This is a genomic window from Microbulbifer sp. NBRC 101763 (genome assembly GCF_040371615.1).
GTDB classification, from domain to species: Bacteria; Pseudomonadota; Gammaproteobacteria; order Pseudomonadales; family Cellvibrionaceae; genus Microbulbifer; species Microbulbifer variabilis.
The window spans coordinates 644,789-668,762 of sequence record NZ_BAABQV010000001.1; the positions used below are offsets into that span (position 1 = coordinate 644,789).

The following is a 23,974-nucleotide window of genomic DNA, read 5'->3' on the forward strand; positions in this document are numbered from 1 at the left end:
ATTCATGCAGGGACAAGTTGTAAAAACCTGGGAATAACACTCTCATAATATTAATTTCATCAAGAGCTTTGAGCGAATATGTTAAGTGGTCTTTATAATGGTTGATCACTTCCTGATTAAAAATGAATTAAAGGTTGTTCAGGAAAGAAAAATTTTTTGAATGAAAATGTCATTAGTATATGTTTTTTTTGTCAATCGCGGGCAGTTAATCGGCTTGCTAAAGGTAGAGTGGGCAGCCATTTTTTAATTGAAATAATTGCATGAATATTCGGATTTTTTTTCTTACTGGAAGATTTGTTGTCATTTTTTGTGGACGAAAAAGATTTAATTTCAGCTCATGTTAATGGTTGGGAACTTTATTCTTAGAGTTCGTTTTGTCTGTTTGTCGCGGATAGACAAAACAAAAAATGTCTAACAATTTTTGACTTTTCTTAATTTCAAGTAGCTGAATAAAAACTTCATCACAGGATTTCAAGATAGTACTTGTCATTATGGAGAGCTAACTTTATAAAATGATCGTCCCATGTAGGTGACCCCGAAAGTTTTTGAAGAGCAACTGGGGAAACCGTAGTTAAAAAATTTAGAATAATTAATTGGACTAAGAATGTTCTCGCTTGCCGACCTGTTCGATAAGGTTGTCGCTAACTCTTGGCATGGAAGCTTGGAAAGCCTGACCGGCGAAAAATTGACCCTCTCACATTGTGAGGAGGCCCTGGCCCTGTTGAAACAGGAGAGTCTAGGTCTCATCAACGGGGATAGGATTGTTGTCAGGGCACACAGCGATATTTTTACTGTAGCCGTTATGCTGGCCGCTTGGCGACTTGGACTGGCCGTAGTGCCAGTTAAAGGTGATGCGAGCGAAGCTGCGGTGCAATCTGTAGCTTCAGACTGTAATGCGAAGGTAATTTTCAAAGATGGTGATGTTGTTTCCCTAGAGACTTATCGCTCAGAGCAGAGACGTTTCGAGTTTTGTGCGCCCCCAGAGGTAACCGGGGTTGATTTGGCACTGATTATTTATACATCTGGTAGCACGGGCAGGCCCAAAGGAATAATGCTCACCCACCAGAATGTGCTGACCTCACTGGAGTCAATCACAGAGTACCTGCGCTTAACTGAGCAGGACAGGATTCTCTGTCTCTCACCTCTATCTTTTGACTACGGTCTATACCAGGTGCTATTTGCCCTCTACAAAGAGTGCACGACGGTCCTCTATGATAAGCCCTTTAATCCAGTTCATGCGTTAAAGGCACTTTCTGAGAATAAAATCACGATATTACCGATCGTTCCTGCCATGGGGGCAGCATTAGTAAAGCTGGTTTCTCTGGTGAAGCCGGATCTTTCACTGCTGAAAAGTATCACCAATACCGGCGGTCACTTATCTGAATATGTGATTCGGGCCTGGAAAGAGTACTGCCCGCAACTCAACGTTTTTTCAATGTATGGACTTACTGAGTGTAAAAGGGCCATGTACCTGGAGCCTGAGCTTTGGGAGGAGAAAATGGGGTCGGTTGGGAAACCGGTTCCCGGTCTGGATGCGCGAATTTTTCAATATGACAGTGACGCAGATAGCTATCGCGAAGTAGCAGAAAACGAAGTCGGTGAGTTGTATGTACGTGGCTCAGCGGTAATGCAGGCTTATTACGATCCGAATGCCCAGGGCGGTGCGACAATTGTGCATGGCCTGTATCGAGATGATAACTGGCTTGCGACAGGCGATTTGTTCAGCAGGGATAATGAAGGGTTTTATTATTTCAAGGGACGTTCCAAAGACCTGATCAAGCAGGCAGGATTCTGCCTTTTCCCTAAAGACCTGGAAAACCTTATTGATGCTTGCCCGCAGGTACACCTCAATGTGGTGATGGGTTCAAAAGATAAATTTCAAAGTGAAATTGCCGTTTGTGTTGTTGAACTGCATGAAAATACGCCGGAAAATCAGCAGCAGTTTAAAGTGTGGTTAAAAGAAAATCTGGATGTTGATTACACACCTCGGGAAATAAAATTTGCTGAGAGCATTCAGTTGACGGCCAATAGTAAAGTGGATAGAAAATTACTGCAGCAAGAGTTTCAGGCCTGAGTTAGAGTTTCTAATTCTGGCTATTTGCAATGATACAAAAATAAAAAGCGCTGAGACTTATTAGTCATCAATACGATTGAAACATAAGCGCATTATAAGAATGACATTGAATTTCTTTAGGGGATACCATGAACGCTTCCTTGGAAAAGCTTGTTGCCCAGCTTGACCAAAATAGACAACAATTTTCAACGCCCTGTTACGTATACTCGATTGAAGATGTTGCTAATAATTATCGCAAGCTAAAGGAACAATTGGGTACATCCCTGATTTACTCGTTGAAGGCAAACAGTTGCCTCGATCTCATTGTACGCTGTGGGCATATTTTTGAGGACGGTATCGAGATCGCCTCTGTGGGGGAATTGAATCTTCTACCGAGAGGTGAGAGTCCCCGTTACATCAATAACCCTTCAGCGGACAAAAGCTTTATTCGGGCCGCCATAGCCAGTAAGTGTACTCTGGTAGTAGATAACCTTTTCCAGTTGGAAATTATCAGAGAGTTTCAGGGCAAGAGGCCGATCAAACCCCTGATATTGCGCCTGAATCCAAGCACACTCGATCAGTTTGTAGAGCCTCCAGTTGGAATCCGGAAAGATCATTTTGGTTTGAGTTGGGAAGATGCAATTCGAGCCCTTGAAATCTGTAAGGAGTATGGCCTGGACGTTGCTGGCTTCCATGTTTTCCGCGGATCATATAGTTTTGCCAAGCTTGCTAACTCTACTGCGCAAGCTGCACTAAAAATTGTAGAGACATTTGAGGATTCTCTAGGCTACCCGCTCTCGCTTGTGAACCTTGGAGGTGGCTTCAATTCGAACTGGGAGGATGAGAATTTTGATTTTAACCAATATCGAAGTCTTCTTTCAGAATTTCCTTCCCATATCAGTATTATCCATGAAAGCGGGCGGGCCATTATGGAGTCTGCTGGCTACTTTGTTACTGAAGTGCGCTATGTGAAGTCGATAGAAGGGCGCCGTTACGGTGTTTGTAACGGGGGGATGGCCCAGAATTTTCTATTGGCCAAAACGGAAAGTGCTTTCAAGCGATTCTCGCAACCCCTGGTCTTACGCGAAGGCACTGTAGTTAAACCTGAGGAAGAGGCCGGTAGCTGCTTTTTGGTCGGCACATCCTGTAACAAAGAGGATGTGATCGGTGAGGTTAAAGAGCTTGAGGTAAAGCCTGGAGACCTGGCTATTTTTAGTCATTGTGGTGCTTATAACGCGAGCTATACCGTCGCTCCTTTCCTAAGCCTGCCGTCCGCAAAATCCTACCTGATGGAGTAGTTCATGGAATTGCAATCCATTGCTGGCGGCTTTGTCGCTGACCAGCTCGCATCGATTTCGCCTGTTCCTGCGACCTTTCAGAGCCTGCTGGAGCGGGCCTGCATTCGCTTATTTGATGCCTCGATGATTATTGAAGACCCGCTGACTGACTTGGCTCCGCTTAGGGAGCCCTCAGTAAAGCAGCCTTTAGAGCAGTTTGAGCAGACCTACGTAATCGATCAGATTATTGATAGGGTGCGGGATGAAGGGCTTTCGGGGCATTTCCATGAAATGATCGGGCTTTTTGGCTCCATTATGATGAGCCTGACTGCCACAGATGAGCAATTAGCGCAGGTGAACCATTGGGTAGAGGGGGGGATTTTTGGCCACTTCTTAATGACGGACCCCGGCGGGCCCAGCCTGCAAAGTTGGAAGACTGAGCTTAAGGATAGTGACGAGGGCTTGGTACTCAATGTTAATAAGATGCATGGTATTGAAGCCCAGAAACTTGGGTTTGCCATGGTTGTAGCGAAACAGGCTGCGCGTCCATTCCCAATCACGGTGATGTTGCCCCCTGATCTTTGTGCTGAATTAAAACAGCTACCTGTTGGAAAGCCTTTCCTGGATGGCAGGCTGCAGCTTGGTAATTGTCAAGGCAGTGTGCAAGTCTCTAAAGATATATTACTCAGTAAGGGGGGATTGGGTAGTGTTAACCGTTTCCTTACTTTGGTTCGTCCCCGTTTTGTAAAGTCCTTGATGCACTTTGTGCTGTGGTTAAAAGATCAGGGAGAGGTAGAGCTCTCAGTTACAGATCAGGGGCATATTGAATACCTCATTTACCTGTGCAACGAGCAGACTTCGGCAACGATCTTTTCAATGCACAGTGTAAACAGGGTATTAGCGACAAAGTTTGCCAGTAATGAACTGCTTCTCGATATAGTGGCTTCTGGCAAGGTAAAAAATAAGGCTCGCCAGCGTGACTTGTTGGCATTTACCAAAATGGAAGGAAGCTCCTACCGCTGCTTTTTCGAGATCTATAGCAAGGCGAAAGGGCACCGGGTATGAGTTTGTATTTGAAGTCTGCCGCTTTCACTCCTATCGAAAGTATTACTTTTTCATCGAGCGGAAGTCTCCGTAGTGCTTTTGCTCACGTCAGTGAAATTCTCTTTGAGCAGAGTACTCGTGTACTTGAAGCAATTTCCCCGGATATAAGGAAAGAGATCGGTCGCCACTTTCTTTGCTCAACAATGATCGAATTGCCCTTTACAACAGGCGCTATTGCGGAGAGTGATTTGAATGTTGTGGGAAAAGAGCAGCATGTCCCTGTGACCAGCTTTGTGAATACTTATGAATGCGCCTCGTGGGGCTATAGCCTTCGTTATTATTTAAAACAGAACCCTGATGCCCGTTATGTCATGGTCAGTATTCTGGATGCCAATGTACTGGACTTAAGTTTTTGGCAGAGTAATGAAAACTGGGGAAATAGCGGATTTGGTCTTTGTACTTTGCTATTGGAAGTGGAATCATTTGAAAAACATGATATCACTGCAAGCTGTGCTGTTACCTATAATACAACCCCCGAGTTTGCAACGATTATCCGAAAAATGGCAGCTGGTAGGGACGACCTCACATTATCATTGCCATTCTTCCCAGAAAATATTCGTCAAATTTTTACCAAATTGCTCAATGGTTTCAAGCAACTGCCCGATTTACATGACAGGTGGGGTCACTGTTTTGGTAGTGATCCCTGGTTGAATATTATCTGTCACGGTGTCAATGGTGATTTTCATCAGCCAAAAAAAATACTGGCCTGTTCTATTGCATTAAATGGCTACTACTGTACGGCAGAGGTGTGTGTTGACCAGCAGAGCACCTTTTATCTGTCGGAGGCAGTATGAGTAAATTGATAGAAATTACTGCTACGCTGGTTCGTAATCCATACCCAGATCTACCTAAGCTCTGTGCAGCCAGGACTTTGCCTTTACATAGGGAAGAGGATTTCGAAGCGATATCTATTCTTCCGGTGAATAGTAACCCGATGATGCTGAACTTTGCCGAGCACTATCGTTTGATCGTCGAGTTGCTCGGTTGTATTAAGAGTTTTGAAGCCAGGATTGATACGTGCCTGCTTAGGATACAAATGCCTGCAGGTGGGCGCATGCCTAAAGAGTTTCTCGATGAGAAGGTCTTGATGTTACAGGATGTACGCGCTGAAGAGGCATTCCTTCAACGTGAAGGAAAACCATATATTGCTATTGAAGACACACTCCCTCGGCATCCATTAGAGGCGGGGAATAATAAAATCCAAATTCGAATTGCCTGCGAGCAGGACCCTTCCGATTTACATTGGAATTTAGTGGAAGGTATTTCAACCAAATTAAAAGCCGTTGGATTTGATGCTGTAGAAACGACAGTCAAGGACAGGACCGCGTAGACATGTATATCAAAAGCCTGTGGTTGGACAATAAAGGGGAGACGGAGCAGCTAGTACAATCGCTGAATCAGTATCTGGATGGTTTTGCTGAACTTCCTGAGCTTATCTATATCGTGTCTGCCGGGGAGGCGAATGTGCTGCTCGAGCAGCGCGTAATGCAGTTTATTACGGAGCTGGAAGAGTCCGCCCACAATATTCTTTTCGTAGGTAGTGCTTGTACCAGCTTTCATGCAGCGATCCTTAGTTATTCACGGCGAGCTGAAGCTGATGCGTTGATTATCAACCTGGAGGTGGGTAAGGAGCGTCAGCAGGAATGCCTGGATTCCCTGGGCATAGGTGTGAAAGCAGGACAAGATGGCCTCAGTGTAATTACCGGTGTAGCAGTCACCTGGATTACCAGAAAATATCACGAGCAGAGCATCTGTCAGATTTCAAGTTGTGACATTTTATCGCAGTCCCCGTCATTGACTGGCGCACACGAGCTGGTAAAGAGTCTAAAGCGAATCATGTCCGTCAATTTCGATGATGCGAGTCAGGTAGTTTCCTTTGATATTGAATCCAAGTGGGCCAAAGGATTATTGAAAGGATTCTCTGGCGCAGAAAGGTCAACCTGGCTGCCAAGTATTGAAAAGGATGGCCTGCATTATTTGAGTATCAAACCGCTAGCTGAGATTAGAAAGTACTTTCTTGAGAAAAAACTTGAGAATCTTTGGCTGATAACACTCGGTGGTGGTGGTAGAGCAGGGTGTATAAAGGTAGTGAGTCCCGCAATCGACCGAGCTAGATTGCTTTCCAGATTGGTCCATACCGAGACGCTGTCTTTGGAGGATGCCTTTTCCGATTTTAGTACGGCGCAGCATATCGGAGACACGTTAGGGCAGGATTACCTTCCACATGTACGTGAAGCCTTGAGTTACCCCAAAAGAAAGTATCGGGGAAGGCACAATCAAATATTTCACTGGGTGCTAAATTCTGGCAGCTGGCGATCCCTTTTAGAGAATCAAGGAGCCAAACATGGGTAGAAATATCTACAAGGCTGATTTAAGGGAATTCAAATTCCTGATTGAAGACCAGTTTCACCAAGCCCGAACCCTGTTTGAGCACCCGCTATATAAAAATTGTACGCCAGAAATATTGGATGATATTTTGTTGCGTGGAAAGCAGTTTTCCTATCAAGTCTTAGGGCCAGGTTACCAGGAAGCTGATGAACAAAGTTGCCACCTTGTAGATGGCAAGGTTCAACTCCCCAGTGCCTTTCCTGAAATGTGGAAACGTTTCAAGGAGGAGTGGGGGAATATGGCTGCTGTGGATGGGGCACAGGATACCGGTCTGCCGCCTTTCGTTATGCAGATGCTCCTGGAAATGTTTATGGGCGCCAACCCCAGTTTTATGACATATGGAGGTTTCTGCCTGCCATCCGCCACTTTGGTAGAAAAGTACGGCAGTGATATCCAAAAGGCGCTCTTCAAGGACAAGCTGGCAACCTCCGAGTGGACTTCCTGTCTTTGCTTGACTGAACCTCAGGCTGGCAGTGACGTTTCCCTGGTGGAAACCAAAGCTACTCGCCAGGAAGATGGCACTTACTTACTAAGTGGTGAAAAATATCTGATCAGCGCCGGTATGCATGACCTGACAGGTAATACCATTTATTTTGTAATGGGCAGAGGAGAGAAAAGCGGATCAGGTACCTATGGGTTATCTTGCTTTATAGTGCCCAAATATTGGGTAGAAGAGGATGGCAGCCTGGGAGCTTTCAATCACGTGGAGTGTATATCCCTGGCTGATAAAATGGGTTTTAAAGGCTGCGCCAATACCCATCTGACTTTTGGCAAAAAAGGCCAATGTCGGGCTTATTTGTTGGGCGACAGAGAGAATGTCGGCCTACTACAGTTTCTCACCCTGATGAACCAGGCCAGGATAAGTACCGGTGTTTATGCACTGGGGATGGCTTCCTCTGCTTATTACAATGCGCTGGCCTATGCCAGTAAGCGTCTTCAAGGCAAGCGGTTCCATGAGAGTTTCAGCTCAACAGCCAGCCGTGTAAATATTGTTGAGCATGTGGATGTTCAGCGTATGTTGCTGGAGATGAAATCCAAGGTGGAAGGCTGTCGTGCGCTGATTGCCAAGTTGACCCTTTCGGAAAGTCTCCTGAAAACTTTTGCCGGTGATGCCGACAGAAAAGCGGAGATAGCCCACCATCAGGGTCTGGTAAATCTACTTACTCCAGTTGTTAAGGCCTATATCAGTGATCAGGCCTGGAGAATCTGCGAGCTGGCGATTCAAACCTGTGGTGGTCAGGGTTACTTGAAAAGTTTGGGTATTGAGCAGTATGCCCGAGATATCAAAGTGCTGGCCATCTGGGAGGGCACCAACTATATCCAGAGCCAGGACCTTATTCGAGACAAGCTCGGCCTGGGCAATTCCAGCAAGCTCTTTCAGGTATATAAGACTGAAATCGACGCATTTATTGGCAGGGCGGCAGACTTCCCACAATTCAAGGGGGAGTTTGATCATCTGAAGCAGTCCTTTGAACACTTGGAGGCAGCCCTGAAGGCTGTTCATGTCTGGGTCCGGACCAAAGAGATGTTTAAAATCCCAGCGTACAGTACACGTATCCTGCACATGATGGGGGATATTACCCTGTCCTGGTTATTACTCGAAGCCGCCTGTGCAGCCTCCAGCAAATTGAGTAAAGAAGATTCAGATAAAGCTTTTTACGAGTCAAAGATACTTAGTGCCAAGTTCTTTATTCGCAATGAGTTGCCCAGAAGCAGGTTTACGCTGGAGGTAATTCAAGACCCTGACTCTTTCTGTGGGGTCGACTCGCCGGTTTGGGCCTCACTGCTCAGTGATGTGGAGTAACTGTAATGAAAGCAGTCGAACAATTAGAAAAAGAATACGACGTTGTCATTATTGGTGGCGGTTGGGCCGGCTTGACCCTTGCGCGCCAGATAAGGCGAGGCAGTAAGGAAATCTCAATCCTTGTTGTAGAGGCCAGCGAGGAGTTTCGGGGGAAAGTTGGTGAAGCCACTGTCGAAATGACAGGCCACTATTTTATGAAGCAACTGGGGTTGGTGAACTACCTATACCGTAATCACTTACCTAAAAATGGTCTGCGTTTCTTTTATGACAAGCCTGATCACAGCTTGTCGCTCACAGAAATGAGTGAGCATGGGACTACCAGCATTCCACCGCATCCGGCCTTCCAACTGGATCGGGCCCGCTTGGAAGAAGATCTGGTGGAGATGAATCGCGCAGACGGTATTGAAGTTGTCATGGGGGTGAAGGCCAAGGCACTCAATATAGAACGAGCAGATAAACGACACTCTGTGCTGGTGTCTGCCGGGGATTACAGTTCGGAGATTTCTACACATTGGTTAGTGGACTGTAGTGGTCGAAACCGATTCACCAAAAAGCATAAAAAACTAACCCGGCAGAAAAATGTGCCTGAACACTTCTCTGCTTGGGGGCGTTTCAAGAATATCCAGGATATAGATTCCATGGGTGATGAGGCTTGGAGAAAACGGGCGTTTGGCCGTTTCCTCTCTACCAATCACTTTGCAGGGGATGGCTATTGGGTATGGTTTATCCCTTTGAGTGGTGGCTACACCAGTGTTGGTATCGTTGGAGAAAAGGCTAAATTTGAGAAACCACCTACTAAGCGCGATAGCTTCCTGAATTTCCTGGCGGAATATCGTGCGATTGCGGAGTTGTTGGAGGGTGCGGAGCTTGTGGATTTTGAGGCCTGGGGCCAGCTAGCTTATCGTGCGGACGAATTTATTTTTCCAGATCGTTGGGCAACTTCCGGCTTTGCTTCAATGTTCCTGGACCCGCTATTTAGTGGGGGGGGCGATATGATCGCCCTGTTCAATGATCATATTTCCAAATACATTCTTATGGATCTTTGTGAATCTGACAGAGATAAAGCTCAGGAAGTACTGGATCATCAGTTACCGGTTGCCAACCAAACAGTAAAAGAGTTTTACCAGGGACTTTATGCACATGTGGCTAATGTGTATCCGGTCATTGACTCCGCCGAACTGTGCTCGCCGCTACTGGCTTACAATACTGCGGCCTATTTCTTGGAAATAGCCTGGGATTATATGTCTGGAAATTACCTTGACCAGGAATACTGGCAACGCAAGAGCTACCTGCGTCGCGGCTATATGGCTCTTGAATTAATACTGCAAAAGCAGCTGATAGATACCGCTGAAGTACTCAAGTCCGAGGGGCGCTACTACCGCCGAAATGATGAGGGCTTTTTCGAATCTGGAGCCGATCATTATAAGTATTTTGTTTACTTGATGGGCACCAGTGGCAAAGATGGGTGGCGTATTGATTTAAGGGTCAAACTCTGGGTGGAGATGTTCCTTAAAGTAATCGAAGCCAGGTTGGATCTACCGATGCTTGCCAGTAGGATGGTTGTGCAGCAAAGTATTTTATTGCCGGACCTTTTGGAGAGGCCCAACCTGAATGTTGGGGACAAAGATTGGCTCCTGAATAAAATCTCAGACAAATTATCCGAAATGCTCTCCGAAGAAACCGAGTTCCCGGTTCAGGCTAAGATTAATGAAGATACCTTTCACACTGATATGGTGAACGTTGTGGACCCCTCAGGTGATCTCACTGAAGTTGAGCTTGAAAAGCTTTCTAAGAAAGCCAAGGCACTCTGGGGGCAAACTCAGGAATATATAGCCATGCCGGGTATGGTGCCTGTATTTCTGGCATTTGCTCGTAGCCAGCCTGATAGCATTATGGATTCAGTAATAGACCAGAGGAAAATGCAGGGTATGAATCGAGAAGTCTCTGAAATTAATGTTGTGGAGGCGGTGTGATTCAGGAGTTTTTTAAGGCCAGGGATGGTAAGAGCCTGGCATTTCGCTGGTTACCAGCGGATGATACTGAGACTGCACTAATTTGTATGCACGGTAGTACTTTTAGTAGCCAGTGGTATCTGATGTTTGGACGTATGTTGCACAGGCAGGGGATGACCATTTGTCTACCCGACTGGCGTGGCCATGGCAAAAGTGAAGGCCGTCCAGGTGACCTGGACTATCCAAATCAATTACAAGACGATCTGCATGATTTAATTAATCACCTGAAACAGCGCGGAGTACGTCGTCTTATTTTGGGGGGGCACAGTGCAGGTTCTCTTGCGTGCTTAAGATACCTTGGGATATATGGTACCCAGGACATAGTGGGTTTCTTCGCTATTGCTCCGCCATTAACCCAGGCAGAGGAAACCAGGAAGTACGATATTGCTACCTCAGGCCTTGAGTACTTTATCCGTTACTTCCGCAAGAGAAGACATGCACGGCCGATGGCGGGACCTGAGCAACAAAATTTGCCTAAAATAAATCTGTGGAAGTATTGGCTGGCAATGCTCTTTCCTGTTTTCAGGCGGATGGCTGTGCTGAGCTTTCCTCCAGTGGGGTCGGATGCCGGTAACCAGGGTAGAGTTCTTGATTGTAGCTTTAATCTCCTGAGTGCTTATACAATCAAAAGATATACGGATCTGTTTGCCAGTCTGGATATTCCGTGCCACATCACAGTCGGTGAGCATGATGAGGTGGTCGACGCTCATATCCTGTATACAGTGATGAACTGGTATATATCTCCCCAGGTTGAGTCTTGTCTGACCGAGATTCCAAAAGCCACGCATATGTCAGCCATTTCGGCATCGGCCAAACCACTTTCCAGCTGGTTGGATAAGGTAGTTGAGCATCAGCTGGAGGCAAGCCTGTGAAGCAAATGGTTTACGATGTTCCGGGTGTGGAATCCGTAACTCTGGCAGTTGGAGCAGAGCTTTCCCTACTTAATTTATATCCTGCCAAATACAAAAAGTCAGAAGCTATTCCACTTGTAGATCATGACTCTGTGATTCAGCGAAGTGATCGCAATAGCTTTCATATTAAGCTTGGCAAATCATTCAGTTTGCCCCTTTATCACTTCCTCTTTAATGAACAGTTATATATAGGAAGATGTCTATCTTCTTTTATAGCGGTGGGTGCCGATAAAGTTGATCCTCATTATTTAATCGAACTGGAATACTTTGGTTTTCCGACAGAGCGAAAAAGCCTGCTGAAAAATGTCCATATGCTTTTTCCTGGCGATGAAGTGATGATTAATGCAGAAGAGCTTATTTGGCTGGATGAAACCTTGCCGGAGCAACCGGGTTTACATGCGACTTTGGTGAAACCTCAAGCAAAAGGGGATGTAGTTTACAACCTTCTACCCAAAGTGGCTGCGGACCTGTTTTCTCCTTTCGATCATGTATTTTTTGCCGAAATTTCACAGCAACTACAAGACAATGAAGATTCGGTTCTTGAAATATCCAAAGATAGTCTGCCGAAAAATTTTGGGCTTAATAAAGAAAGGGCTGATGTCTTTAATGGAGCCCACAAGTCCAACGTAGTTGAGGGGGTTGATCTACAAGAATACACCGATCAGATCAATGACTTAATCAAGTCAAGCTGGGAAGCTTCGGGAAGTAAAGAGTCCCTAGGTTGCTATCTGGCAGAGCAGTTTTACTATCCATTTATTCTGTTCCAGCTCAATACATTAGCTGCTGGAGCTGGTAAGGAAATCAGGGTTGTTGAATCAGCAAATCAGGAAAACAGTGTAGCGCCGGTATTTTCTTTGGACGATGCCCCAATAGTAAATGTCTATGAATCATTTCAAAGGGTGTTCTTTTACGGTAACCAGTGGCTTTCTCGCGTATGGTTTTTTATTCCACCCATGATTAGTGCCAAGATTATTAAACGGCAACAGAAATATTCCGGCGGTGAACAGCATATATGTATATATGCCCTTACTCTGGATTATTTGTTGCGATTCTATCCCTTAAAAGTTGGTAATGTTATTGGAGATTAGGTATGTCTACAGCAGTCGTAGAGAGCAAAGTACAGGAACTCTGTGAGCAGATAGCTCTTATGCTGAATGTTGATTCCGTCGATGCGGATACTCCCATCGCTGAGCTTGGTGTTGATTCACTCAATATTGTTGAAGTGATACTAATTTGTGAACAGCTTTATCCTGGAGTTATGAGTCCTGAAAATCTGGTGTTTGATGAACACACCACTCTTAAAGAAATGGATAACCAATTACTTGAGAATTCTGTCGAGATGTAAATCTCTTATAGGGGGGTAGCCCATGTTAAAGAAAGTGCTAACAATTCTAATAAGCAGCCTTTTTATCGGAAATATTGTTGCCTGGTTTTCAGGGGCAGCTCCCATAGATTTTAAAAAGGTCGCTTATAGTAAATCAGAAACAGAGCAGTTGCAGTTCCTTAAGGCGGAGCTTGAACAGGATCAATCTGACACAGAGTTGATGCTGCAGCTTGGTCAACTGTACAGCTATCACAATGAAATAGATCGAGCAGATGAGTTATTGAGCCTTGCTTACCAGAAAGATCCTGACAATATGCTGGTTAAGGCTGCCTACTTCTCTAATGACGGGAAGCTGGCCGGGGCTATGTTTGATCCCGTTATGGGGATCTACAAGCTCTATCGGCTGCGTAATGCGATGAGCCAAGTGGATGCGGCCGCAGTACAGGCGAACTCTGATTTTAATGTACGCTTGGTTCGTTTACTGACTTTCTCTTTTGTTGGTGAGATCAGCGGTCACTTTGATCGGGTCTTTGAAGATGAAGACTGGTTTAATGCGGTAATTGATGAAGACCCTGCGGCTTTACCTGCTGAGGTCAGGCAGCTGGTATATCTCGCTCTTGCCAATGCCTATTGGGTTAAGGGGCAGGAAGATAGTTCCGAGTTTAGTATAGCCTCTGACTATTTTCAGAAGGCAGAAAGTCTGGCTGACTGTCCCTCGACAATGCAGGATGCTTGCAAGCAATTAAGTCAAATGGTTGTAACCCTGGGCAAAGCCTAATGCTGGTTGAACTTAATAATGTATCTAAACGCTATGCGATGGGTGATGTTTGGGTGGATGCGCTCAAAGAAATCACTCTTTCCCTGGATAAAGGCGAATTTTTAGCTGTTAAAGGCCCGAGTGGCAGCGGAAAGAGCACCTTGCTGAATATTTTGTCTGCACTTGATCAGTGCGATTCCGGCACCGTTCAGGTAGGGGGGGTTAATGTCGGGGCGTTGGGCGAGCACAAGCGCTCGAGGTTCCGCAACCGGCATATTGGCATCGTGTTTCAGTCCTTTAACCTGATACCGGTACTGACCGCTTTGGAAAATGTGATGTATCCGCTGACTCTCAGGGGGGTGAAAGATGCAAAGCCGCGGGCTTTACAGGCACTGAAAGATGTCGGTCTAGAAAAGCAGGTTAATCAGAGGCCTACACAACTGTCTGGTGGGCAGATGCAACGGGTAGCCATAGCCCGGGCGATTGTTACACGGCCCGATATTGTGCTGGCTGACGAGCCTACTGCAAATCTGGACTCAAAAACCTCTGAAAATATTATGGCGTTGATACAGAAACTGAATAAGGAGCAGGGTGTCACCTTCGTTATATCCACACACGATAATTATGTGACCAGCCTGGCTTCCAGAGTTATTACTATTCTGGATGGAAAATTAGTGGGAGATAGTCTTGCTGAAAATAGGCAGGCCAATAAATATTCAGAAACTGTTCTTGATGAGTCGGGGGTAGAGGTATGAAGTTATTTGCTCAGCAATATGCTCTGAGATTTTTTGTTATCTTTTTTATTTTAGCCAGCCATCTATCAAAAGTATGGGCTGAAGAATATATACCACCCACTGAGATTCCCCCTGAGAATAGTGAGCGGGCTTTACTGATAGCTGGATTAAATGAAAATTCCACCCCGGAACAAAAAAAAGTTGCCTACTTAGCCGAGCTGGCATTGCTCACTTCCTCGGCCGATACACAAGTGGCACAAGTGGAATTGCTGGAAGAGAAGATCACTCAATTACTGAAGTCACAGGATAATGATTCAGAACTAAGTGCCGCCCTGGGTTCAGCGATCTCGTTTCGATCCAGTTTTTATACAGACCAGCTGGCAAAGCTTTCCTTATTCTCAAGAAGGGGAAATCGCATTATGGATAGAGCTGTTAAACAAGCCCCCTTTGACTTGGGTGCCCGGTTACAGCGCGGCATCAGCTGTGCAAATATGCCGGCGTTCCTTCGTCGAGCCCGCTATGCGGTTGAAGATCTAGAACTGGTTCAGCAACAAATAGGTGGGAAATATGGCGAAGAGTTCCAGGCATTTGTCGAGTTCTACCTGGCGCAGGCCTATAGTCGTAATAAGCAGACAGAGAAGGCCCGAAGCCTTTGGGCAAAGCTGGCGGGCTCTGAAACCAATTGGACGCAAAAGTCTCGCCAGGCGCTGGAGAAGTTGTAACCATGACTCTGGGTTGGAAAGTAGCACTGTTAAATATCCTGAGAAATGGACGGCGTAGTCTGATTACTCTGGCAGCAGTTGTATTTGGTTGCACGAGCCTGATTATATTTGGTGGCTTTGTGCAGTCTATGTACGATGGTATGCGTGAGAGTATGATTCGTTCGCAGTTAGGTCATATCCAGGTTTACGCAGAGGGGTTCGATCAGTATGGTAAGGCTGAACCAGAGAAATACCTTATCTCCTCTGCTGACTTAGTAGAGATTAGCGATGTAATTGAAGAGAAAATCCAGGCTTTGGTGGTGGCTCCACGACTAAATTTTAATGGGCTTCTCAGTGATGGAAAACAGTCTATAGCCATAACGGGGGTTGGTATCGATGCGGAGAAAGAAGTTCTCCTTTCCTCGGCTATTCATATTGTTGCAGGAGAGGACCTGTTTCCTGAAGATGCGGCTGCTGCGCACCTTGGAGAGGGGCTGTTTAATTCACTGGATGCTGAAATAGGGGACTATTTGACCTTGTTGGCTAGCACCCAGGATGGGGCGATCAATGCGGTGGATATCCAAATTGCTGGAGTGATTAGCACTGGTGTAAAAGAGCTGGATGATCGTCTACTTCGCGTCAATTTACCTCTTGCCCAGGAGTTGCTTTATACCTCAGATGTAACCAGGCTGGTTGTCCTTTTGGACGATACCAAAATGACCGACAAAGTCGTTGGTGATTTGCAAAGGATATTTCAACAGCAGGGTCTAAAACTGGAAATAAAGAGTTGGTGGGATCTGGCTGGTTATTATCACCAGGTCGTCGGGCTATTCAATGGTGTCTTTGGTTTTATTACAGTTATTGTATTGGTAATTGTGGCTTTAAGTATCTCCAACACCATGCTGATGGCAGTGATGGAGCGCACTCGCGAGATTGGTACTATTCGAGCCATGGGGGGAACCCCCACCCAGGTGGTCGGGTTAATTCTTCTGGAATCCGTATTCCTGGGTATTATCGGTAGTCTTTTAGGTCTACTTGTAGGCGTTCTGGCTGCTAAAGGCATCACCTATGCGGAGTGGATGATGCCGCGCCCACCGGGTAGTACCCAAGATTACCCTATACGGGTATTTGTAGTTTCTGAAATTTTAATCAAAACCTTTGTCTTGGGATTTTTCATCTCTTTGGTTTCCAGTATTTATCCTGCCGTGAAAGCATCCAGAATACCCGTAGTGAATGCTCTGAGGTTTACCTGATGTTAATGCGAGCTATCCAGTGACGTGAGGCTTAGAAAGAGTATTGTGATGGAAAAATATCGCTTTGGTTTTTGGATTGTGTTTTTGCTTGCTTTCAGTCTATCGTCAAAAGCTGAAGTGACAGCGGAATACCTGGTAAATCGACTGGATGAGGTCAGGGGCTATAGGGATCAAGGATTTGTATTCGATATCACTAATATCAGCTACAAAAAAGATAAAGAGCCCCGAACAAATACGCTCAGTGTTAAAGTCTTCAATGACAAATCCCTGATTCGTTTCGAGTCACCCGCCCGAGAACGGGGCCGGGCAATGTTGAAAGAAGACTCCAATATGTGGCTCTATATTCCGGGGACTCGCCGTATTATCCGAATAGCGCCATCGCAGCGTTTAATTGGGGAGACCAGTAATGGAGATGTAGTGGGCACTAACTTCTCCAGGGACTACAGTGCAAAAATTGTTGGTGAGGAATCAGTCGAAGCGCAGGAGTATTGGTTGTTGGAGTTAACTTCGATTGCTTCCGGCGTAGCATATACCAAAGTAAAGGTATGGATGGCAAAAGCCGACGGCCATCAACCGTTAAAAAGTGAGTTTTATTCCCGCTCCGACCGCCTCTTGAAAACAGCATTTTACAAAGAGTATAAAAAGTACTCTGGCGAATTGAAAGTACACAAGATTTTGTTAGTTGATGCACTGATGCAGGATAACTATACCTGGATGAAGTTTGATAATTACCAGCTTGAAGCGCTAGATCCGGCTATTTTTCAAAAGGCTTCTCTGGGTAGGCTGAATTAAAAGAAGTAAAGATCATGGCAAATCCTAGCTTGGTCCGGCAAAAGCTGGCTATTTTTTTGTGTATTGCTTCACTACCTCCCTTAGTCATTGCACAGGAGTATGAAGATCCGTTTTCAACCGAATCTTCCGAAGCCAATCTGGCGGGTGAGCTCGGTAGTGATATGTTGGAAAATTCTGCTTCATGGAACTTTGATGTCTCTGCTATTGCCTACCACCAGCAAAATAGCGTTAGGGACAATCAATACTTTAATCCTGGAGGGTTGGTTTTTCGTGAAAGGGAGTCTCAACTGGCATTGGATTTAAGTGGCCAGTTTTCTACCGGTTCTTATTTTTCCGCTTATACACGTTTAGCTCTCGTAGGGGACTATCGAGTAGATGAATCAGGAGGTGCTTCTGATGAGTTCAGCCACTACTTATTAGAAGGCTATTTATCCTCCTATTCCTCTAGTCGACGATTTGGAGTGAATGTTGGGCGCATGAAGCCACAGTGGAGCAATGGCTATAACTGGTCACCCGCAAATTTACTCAAGCCCGTTTATGATCGCCCAAACCTGGATACCGATGACCTGACCCAACAACAAGGGTGGGATATGGTTCATCTGGATTTTCGCTACGGGGATTGGAATACGGGTTTCTACTTTGCTGAAGTGGAAGATACCTTGGACCGAAATCTGGACCTTCCATTTGGCGATAGTGATTATCAGTATGCGTTGGTTTTCAACCGAGAGGGGGACCTGGATACTCGTCTGGTATTACACCAGCTAGAAGGTGGGGATATTAATGTTGCCCTTGGATTAAGTGCACTAGCTGACGATAATATCACTCTAAGGTTTGAGGGCGCCTGGGAGCACCAGCGGGAGCTAGCACTGGCAGGTGATATGCAATACGCCGACCTGCAGGATCTCGGTTACTTGAAAGCGGTTCTCGGCACCCAAGTAAGCTTAAATGATGGTTGGGATATTACGGCAGAATATCTGTATAACGAGCATGGTTATACAGAGGAAGAGTGGGATCAGGTAATTGAGCAAATAGATGTGGCTAAGCTGAATCTCACTCAGCCAGGCTTTTCCCTGACAAGCCTACAATCAACAGAGGCGCACACAGCTTTTAATTTCCTGATTGATAGCTTTGGCTTGTTATCTGTGGGGCAGCTACGACGGGAATATCTGTTTTTTATGTGGGGCAATACGCGTGTAGAGCGTAAATTCCAATATCGTCAAAGTATCCAATACAATATTGACGATCAGAGTCAATACCACAATCTGGAATTTATCCAGAATTGGACAGAACATTTCAGTACAAGGCTTCAGGCTCAAGTATTTTCCGGCTGTGATAACTGTGAATTTGGCCTGATTCCCAGTGAGCATCTACTGCGATTGAGTTTCTATTACGATTTCTAGTTTTTTTATACTAGAGGATGTATAACTGGAATAGCAAAGTGTTCTCTGATACTTATATAGAATTAACAGGTCTATTTAGCCCAAAGTATTTAATAGTTTCCAGTAAGTAGTACTTCATATTTTTTTGCTTTTTCGAGATTGCCAGATTCACGATGAATAGAGATTATTGCCTGCAATATATCTGGTGAGGATGGGAACTGATCCAATCCTTTTTCAAGTACTGAAAGTGCCTGCAATGGTTCTTTGGCCGAGTGTAAGGCAATAGCATATACGTAGATATAGCGACTATTGGTTTCCTGGGCTTCTGCAGCTTGTTGCAAAAAGTAAATTGCCTCTGAGTGGCGGCTCTGCCGTATCAAAGATAGCCCCAAGGAGTGCTGAACTGCCGCTTTGCTTTCGGCTCGATTCAGGCCTTGCCGCAGTAGTTTCTCAGCCTCCTCCTCACGCTCCTCGACTCGATACAGGTCCGCCAGATTCACGTAGGCAGGGACATAATAGGGGGCACTCTTAATTGCTCGCCGAAAAAAAACTTCTGCCTGGCTGGAATTACCTCTCTGTCTGTGTAGTTCGCCCAGATTGACCAGGGATTCCGGGCGATCACTATTAAATAACTCTGAGGCGGTGTACTCCTTAAGTGCTGTGTAAAACTGCTTCTGAACGGGGCCTGGGTAATTATTTAGGGGCAATGATCCCAGTGCATTGGCGGCTAACGAGCGTGTTACGCGTTCACGCTCAAAGAGAAGGGGAATGCCCAGTGCCGGGCGAAATTGTGCTGGTACTCTATCCAGTGATTGGGCTAGAGCCAAACTGAGAAGCGGTTCGTTACCTTGCGCTATTGCGTGCAATAGCTGGGCGGAATGACGTGTGAAATACTGGGGGAGTAGGGTTACTGCGGTCGCCCTCGCAATTGCTGGCTGTGTGGAATCTGTAATTAGCTGGCTTAGTTTTTTCTCCCCATCGATTGCTTGGAAAAATCCTGCGTGAAGCGCTTCGCCGTAATGAGACTTGTCGGGGGCACCAAACTTTCTGCGCAGTACATCAGTTGCCCATTGGTTGGTTTGTTCCTGGTGGCAGCTGAGGCAGGCATTGGGTGTGTTTAACTTATCAGAAAGGTCTGGCCTTGGGATTCGAAAACTATGATCCCGACGGCTATCTACCTGCATATAGTTTTTTGATGGCATATGACAATTGACGCATCTTGCACCGGAGCTATTAACAGGGTGAAGGTGGTGATCGACTTGCGCAAATTTTTCCGGGAGGTGGCACTGGGAACAGACACCATCGCTACTACTGCGCAGCTGTAAGCTATGTGGTTCATGGCAATTGCTACAGGTAACTCCTGCTGCATACATTTTACTCTGCAGGAATGAACCGTAAACATAGACTTCCTGGTTAATTTGACCATCTATATGATAGAGCGGCGGTAGCAGCAGGGCGGGATTATAGTGATCCAGAAATTGGCTGCCAGCTTTTGCGCCGGGAAAGAAAGTAGTGCGCCTGGAGTGACACTGTGCACAGGTTTGTAGCTCTTGATTTTTTTTGGATACCTTATTTTTGGCAATGCCACTTTCATGGTCCATTTCCCAATTGGTCGCCCTGACCGAATGCAGTTCAACAGGAAATCCAAAATTTTTGATCTTTAACTGCTTGTTCTCAGCCCACTCTAGATGTTTGGATGCTGACCCGTGGCAGGACTCACAAGCAACATTGATTTCGGACCAGCTGGTTTTAAAGCTATCGGTATTTAGGTCGTAATTTTTTTGTAGTTTTGTGGAGTGGCAGTCCGCACACATAAAATTCCAATTTTGATTGATGCCGCTCCAGTGTAGGGAGTGCTTATGTGAGATCTTCTCATCTGGATATAGGTGGAACCATCGCTGCCCCCCCTCTGCCTTGGACCGACTATCCCACGCAATACTGAGTGCCTGGAGGCGTCCGCCGGGAGACTGAATCAAGTATTGTTGCAGTGGTACTGCGCCAAATGTATAGGCAATAGGAAAATCTTTTAGCTCGCCGTTGGCCCCATCAGTATTGACGTAATAGTCCCCTTTCTTTTTATAGAAGGTGGAAGTAATACCCTCATAGGTAAAAGTTGACTGATTAAAATCGCCGAGGATACTCCCTTCATTCGCTTCCTGCATTGCAAAAGCATGGTGGGAACTTTGCCAGGCGCTGGTCTCTTCCTTATGGCAGTGAGCGCAAAATTTAGACCCTACATAAGTCGTTTCTTTATGCGCAGCTTGACCTATCTGCTGATTATGAGTTGTGGAGGTATCGAGGTTTTTAACCTTATCTACTTTGGACATACTGCGATCATTCGGCCCACAAGCAATCAGAGCTTGAAGACTCAAGAGCACGACAAGTCGGGAAATACCGCTGACTATATTTATCATAATTCTTGCGTAGTCCTGAATAACCCAGTTCGGCTCTGGGATTGCTAAAGCAAGATTAGTTCATTCGCCGCCAAAGAGTAACGTTTAACCATTAGGGTGGTTTGTGGGTATGGTCAGGATTCAAGCGTATCTGTTTGCATATGGCTTACTCGTGTCAGCATATGCCTGCTTTGCTAACGAACGTGGTAGTGCGCCACTTCCTTCATGGAATAGTACTGCTGCAAAGTCCGCTATCGTAACATTCATCGATAAGGTCACTCAGGAAGGTAGCGCAGATTTCATCCCTCCTGAACAACGTATAGCCGTATTTGATAACGATGGAACCTTATGGGCAGAAAAGCCAGCCTACTTTCAGCTGCTCTTTGCTATGGATGAAGTAAAGCGGTTGGCACCGGAACACCCTGAATGGAAGTCGGAGCAGCCTTTTGCGGCGATTCTCAACGATGACATGATCACCTTGTTGGCACAGGGAAGAACCGGTTTGGAGAAAATGATCGGTGCGACTCATGCGGATATGACCAGAGAAGAATTTAATAAAGTTGTTACTTCCTGGCTTAATACAGCCAGAAATCCGCTCACAGGAAAGCACTACATTGCTATGTATTACCAGCCAATGCGAGAGCTATTAAATTTCCTGCGCTCGAAAGGATTTAAAACTTATATAGTTTCTGGAGGTGGCGCAGATTTTATCCGTGTGTTTTCTGAACAGCTATACGGTATTCCTCCAGAGCAGGTTGTTGGTAGCCGACTGAAAGCCCGCTATGAGGATGGTGATGGCAAGCCGCGTGTTATCACTACTGATGATATCGAATTTGTGAATGATAAAGAAGGCAAACCTATCGGTATTAGCCAGATGATTGGCCGCCGTCCGATTTTTGCCGCTGGAAACTCCGATGGGGACCTGCAGATGTTGGAGTGGGTAACATCAGGCCCTGGGCCGCGTTTTGGGATGTTGATTCATCATACCGATGCAAAAAGGGAGTGGGCTTATGATCGCAATTCCAGGGTGGGACGCTTGGATAAAGCGCTAAAAGCTGCGAAACCCAATGGCTGGACGGTTGTAGATATGGCCAAGGACTGGAAGGTGATATTTCCCGTCGTACAAACCGCCGAAAAAGAGGACAGAAACGGTGAAAAAGTACATGCGCCAAATTAATCAAATCTTTCGCCAGGGAAGCATATCGAGCAGTGTTGGTATAGCAGGCACCAATGGGTAAAGACTTGTCTAATCTTGCTGTATTACCCCTCAAAGAAAGTGCAAGATTTGAACTCTGGCGCCAATAACAGGGGTCATATTCTGGATATCAGGCAAGGTGCTTTTGTTTTGATATGAGCCCACAAAGCGAGTGATGAGGTCCGTCATGTATTCACTTTTCCTGCTGTCGCGACGAGTAGCAGTGGCTATTGGTTTACTTTGCTGTCTTCAGTGGCAAGTTAATGCTCAGCCTCAGCCTCAGCCTCAGCCTCAGCCTCAGCCTCAGCCTCAGCCTCAACTCGGAGAACAAAAGCAACTTGAAAAACAACCGGAGAGCCCTGCTCAAGCTCAGTCCCAGCAAGGTAAACCCCAACCTCAAATGCCAGAAAAACCAAATATCCTGGTGATCTGGGGAGATGATATCGGTATCTGGAATATCAGCTTTAACAGTCGCGGCATGATGGGGTACGCGACCCCAAATATCGATCGGTTGGCAGTTGAAGGGTTGTCATTTACCGATTACTACGGCCAGCAATCTTGTACTGCTGGGCGTGCAGCTTTCCTGGCAGGCAACGTTCCGGTGCGAACTGGAATGACCAAAGTAGGACTCCCGGGAGCCAAAGAGGGATGGCAAAAGAGTGATGTGACAATCGCTACGGTGATGAAAAGCCTTGGATATGTTACAGGGCAGTTTGGCAAGAATCACCAAGGTGACCTGGATGAGCACCTGCCGACTAATCACGGCTTTGACGAATTTTTTGGAAATCTCTATCACCTCAATGCGGAGGAAGAGCCGGAAAATCGTGACTATCCCAAAGATCCAGAGTTCCGCAAAAAGTTTGGTCCTCGTGGAGTCATAAAGTCCTTCGCTGGGGGCACTATTGAAGATACCGGCCCACTGACCAAGAAACGGATGGAAACCATTGATGATGAGACTCTTGCTGCGGCCATAGACTTTATCGAGCGTGCTCACCAGGACGGAAAGCCATTCTTTGTGTGGTGGAATGCCACCCGAATGCACTTTCGCACTCATGTACGGGAGGAGCATACAAATCTGGCGGGCCCGAACAGTAATGAATATATGGACGGTATGGTGGAGCACGATATCCTGGTAGGGAAGTTACTCAGCCTGCTGGATCGCCTGCAAATTGCCGATAATACCATCGTGTTCTATTCAACCGATAACGGTCCTCATTTCAATACATGGCCTGATGCAGCGACTACCCCCTTCCGCAGTGAAAAGAACTCAAACTGGGAGGGGGCCTATCGAGTCCCTGCCTTTGTACGCTGGCCCGGTAAATTCCCGGCAGGAACCACATTAACCGGTATTGTTTCACATGAAGACTGGTTGCCTACTCTGGCTGCTGCAGGTGGAAATCCCAATATTAAAGAGCAATTAAAGTCAGGGGTGGAGCTGGAAGGTCGGCAATATCGAAACTATGTCGATGGTTACAATATGATGGATTACTTCACCGGCAAGGCAAAGCTATCACCTCGCAAGGAATTTATCTATGTGAACGACGATGGACAGATAGTAGCCATGCGTTATGAGCCCTGGAAGGCCATTTTCCTGGAAAACCGCGGACAGGGTTTTGAAGTCTGGCGTGAACCTTTTACGGAATTGCGGGTTCCTCTTCTATTTAACCTGCGTCAGGACCCTTTCGAAAAAGCGCAGCATAACTCCAATACCTATAACGATTGGTTTATTGACAGAGCTTTTGTGCTGGTGCCGATGCAGCAGCTCGCTGCCAAATTCTTACAAACGATGAAGGAGTACCCTCCCAGTCAAGTACCGGGGTCTTTTAACCTGGATAAAGTACAAAAGCAACTCGAAGCAGGTGCTGCAGGAAGTAACTGACTTTTCTGAAAACACTCT

The 23,974-nt window shown here is 46.0% G+C and carries 20 protein-coding genes; 19 read left to right on the forward strand and 1 reads right to left on the reverse strand.

Annotated elements, in window-relative coordinates; all coding sequences use genetic code 11:
- Positions 1-604 precede the first annotated feature (604 nt).
- The 17 genes from ABWV76_RS02995 (at position 605) to ABWV76_RS03075 (ending at position 18,510) form a co-directional block, all read left to right on the forward strand.
- Positions 605-2,074, forward strand: a complete 1,470-nt coding sequence (locus tag ABWV76_RS02995) for a class I adenylate-forming enzyme family protein (protein WP_282950924.1) — start codon at positions 605-607, stop codon at positions 2,072-2,074.
- 128 nt (positions 2,075-2,202) lie between these two features.
- Positions 2,203-3,351 (forward strand): type III PLP-dependent enzyme domain-containing protein, encoded by a 1,149-nt coding sequence (locus tag ABWV76_RS03000; protein ID WP_353375177.1) that lies wholly within the window; start codon positions 2,203-2,205, stop codon positions 3,349-3,351.
- A 3-nt stretch (positions 3,352-3,354) separates the two neighbouring features.
- Entirely contained in the window at positions 3,355-4,395 is a 1,041-nt protein-coding gene (locus ABWV76_RS03005; RefSeq protein WP_353375178.1) for a hypothetical protein, read from the forward strand.
- The gene (locus ABWV76_RS03010; protein ID WP_020415016.1) at positions 4,392-5,228 is read left to right on the forward strand and encodes a hypothetical protein; all 837 of its coding nucleotides are present in this window, start codon (positions 4,392-4,394) and stop codon (positions 5,226-5,228) included. The genes ABWV76_RS03005 and ABWV76_RS03010 overlap by 4 nt, the downstream gene beginning before the upstream one ends.
- Positions 5,225-5,764, forward strand: coding sequence for a hypothetical protein (locus tag ABWV76_RS03015; protein WP_353375179.1), 540 nt, complete (start codon positions 5,225-5,227; stop codon positions 5,762-5,764). Before ABWV76_RS03010 ends, ABWV76_RS03015 begins: the two co-directional genes overlap by 4 nt.
- 2 nt (positions 5,765-5,766) lie before the next feature.
- On the forward strand, positions 5,767-6,786 hold the full coding sequence (locus ABWV76_RS03020; RefSeq protein WP_020415018.1) for a hypothetical protein: 1,020 nt from the start codon (positions 5,767-5,769) through the stop codon (positions 6,784-6,786).
- Positions 6,779-8,626, forward strand: coding sequence for an acyl-CoA dehydrogenase family protein (locus ABWV76_RS03025; RefSeq protein WP_353375180.1), 1,848 nt, complete (start codon positions 6,779-6,781; stop codon positions 8,624-8,626). Before ABWV76_RS03020 ends, ABWV76_RS03025 begins: the two co-directional genes overlap by 8 nt.
- A gap of 5 nt (positions 8,627-8,631) precedes the next feature.
- The gene (locus ABWV76_RS03030; RefSeq protein WP_353375181.1) at positions 8,632-10,599 is read left to right on the forward strand and encodes an NAD(P)/FAD-dependent oxidoreductase; all 1,968 of its coding nucleotides are present in this window, start codon (positions 8,632-8,634) and stop codon (positions 10,597-10,599) included.
- Positions 10,596-11,510: an alpha/beta fold hydrolase gene (locus ABWV76_RS03035; protein WP_353375182.1), complete on the forward strand. Its 915-nt coding sequence runs from the start codon at positions 10,596-10,598 to the stop codon at positions 11,508-11,510. Before ABWV76_RS03030 ends, ABWV76_RS03035 begins: the two co-directional genes overlap by 4 nt.
- On the forward strand, positions 11,507-12,637 hold the full coding sequence (locus tag ABWV76_RS03040; RefSeq protein ID WP_353375183.1) for a hypothetical protein: 1,131 nt from the start codon (positions 11,507-11,509) through the stop codon (positions 12,635-12,637). The genes ABWV76_RS03035 and ABWV76_RS03040 overlap by 4 nt, the downstream gene beginning before the upstream one ends.
- A 2-nt stretch (positions 12,638-12,639) precedes the next feature.
- A complete protein-coding gene (locus ABWV76_RS03045; protein ID WP_020415023.1) occupies positions 12,640-12,894 on the forward strand; it encodes an acyl carrier protein in 255 nt (84 codons plus the stop codon).
- A 22-nt stretch (positions 12,895-12,916) separates the two neighbouring features.
- Positions 12,917-13,651 carry a tetratricopeptide repeat protein gene (locus ABWV76_RS03050; RefSeq protein ID WP_282950912.1) on the forward strand — a complete coding sequence of 245 codons (735 nt, stop codon included), beginning with the start codon at positions 12,917-12,919 and terminating at the stop codon, positions 13,649-13,651.
- Positions 13,651-14,385, forward strand: coding sequence for an ABC transporter ATP-binding protein (locus ABWV76_RS03055; RefSeq protein WP_020415025.1), 735 nt, complete (start codon positions 13,651-13,653; stop codon positions 14,383-14,385). The genes ABWV76_RS03050 and ABWV76_RS03055 overlap by 1 nt, the downstream gene beginning before the upstream one ends.
- Positions 14,382-15,086 carry a hypothetical protein gene (locus ABWV76_RS03060; protein WP_353375184.1) on the forward strand — a complete coding sequence of 235 codons (705 nt, stop codon included), beginning with the start codon at positions 14,382-14,384 and terminating at the stop codon, positions 15,084-15,086. The genes ABWV76_RS03055 and ABWV76_RS03060 overlap by 4 nt, the downstream gene beginning before the upstream one ends.
- 2 nt (positions 15,087-15,088) lie before the next feature.
- Positions 15,089-16,318, forward strand: a complete 1,230-nt coding sequence (locus ABWV76_RS03065; protein ID WP_353375185.1) for an ABC transporter permease — start codon at positions 15,089-15,091, stop codon at positions 16,316-16,318.
- A gap of 48 nt (positions 16,319-16,366) precedes the next feature.
- A complete protein-coding gene (locus tag ABWV76_RS03070; RefSeq protein WP_282950907.1) occupies positions 16,367-17,110 on the forward strand; it encodes an outer membrane lipoprotein-sorting protein in 744 nt (247 codons plus the stop codon).
- A gap of 14 nt (positions 17,111-17,124) precedes the next feature.
- Positions 17,125-18,510: a hypothetical protein gene (locus ABWV76_RS03075; protein ID WP_353375186.1), complete on the forward strand. Its 1,386-nt coding sequence runs from the start codon at positions 17,125-17,127 to the stop codon at positions 18,508-18,510.
- Between the two features lie 89 nt (positions 18,511-18,599).
- Here the strand turns inward: ABWV76_RS03075 and ABWV76_RS03080 are convergent, their stop codons facing one another.
- A complete protein-coding gene (locus ABWV76_RS03080; protein ID WP_353375187.1) occupies positions 18,600-20,903 on the reverse strand; it encodes a multiheme c-type cytochrome in 2,304 nt (767 codons plus the stop codon).
- 109 nt (positions 20,904-21,012) lie between these two features.
- Between ABWV76_RS03080 and ABWV76_RS03085 the strand changes: the two genes are divergently transcribed.
- Together ABWV76_RS03085 and ABWV76_RS03090 are read left to right on the forward strand one after the other, a co-directional pair.
- A complete protein-coding gene (locus ABWV76_RS03085) occupies positions 21,013-22,059 on the forward strand; it encodes an HAD family hydrolase (RefSeq protein WP_020415031.1) in 1,047 nt (348 codons plus the stop codon).
- A 205-nt stretch (positions 22,060-22,264) separates the two neighbouring features.
- A complete protein-coding gene (locus ABWV76_RS03090) occupies positions 22,265-23,956 on the forward strand; it encodes an arylsulfatase (RefSeq protein ID WP_353375188.1) in 1,692 nt (563 codons plus the stop codon).
- The last annotated feature ends 18 nt before the right edge of the window (positions 23,957-23,974 follow it).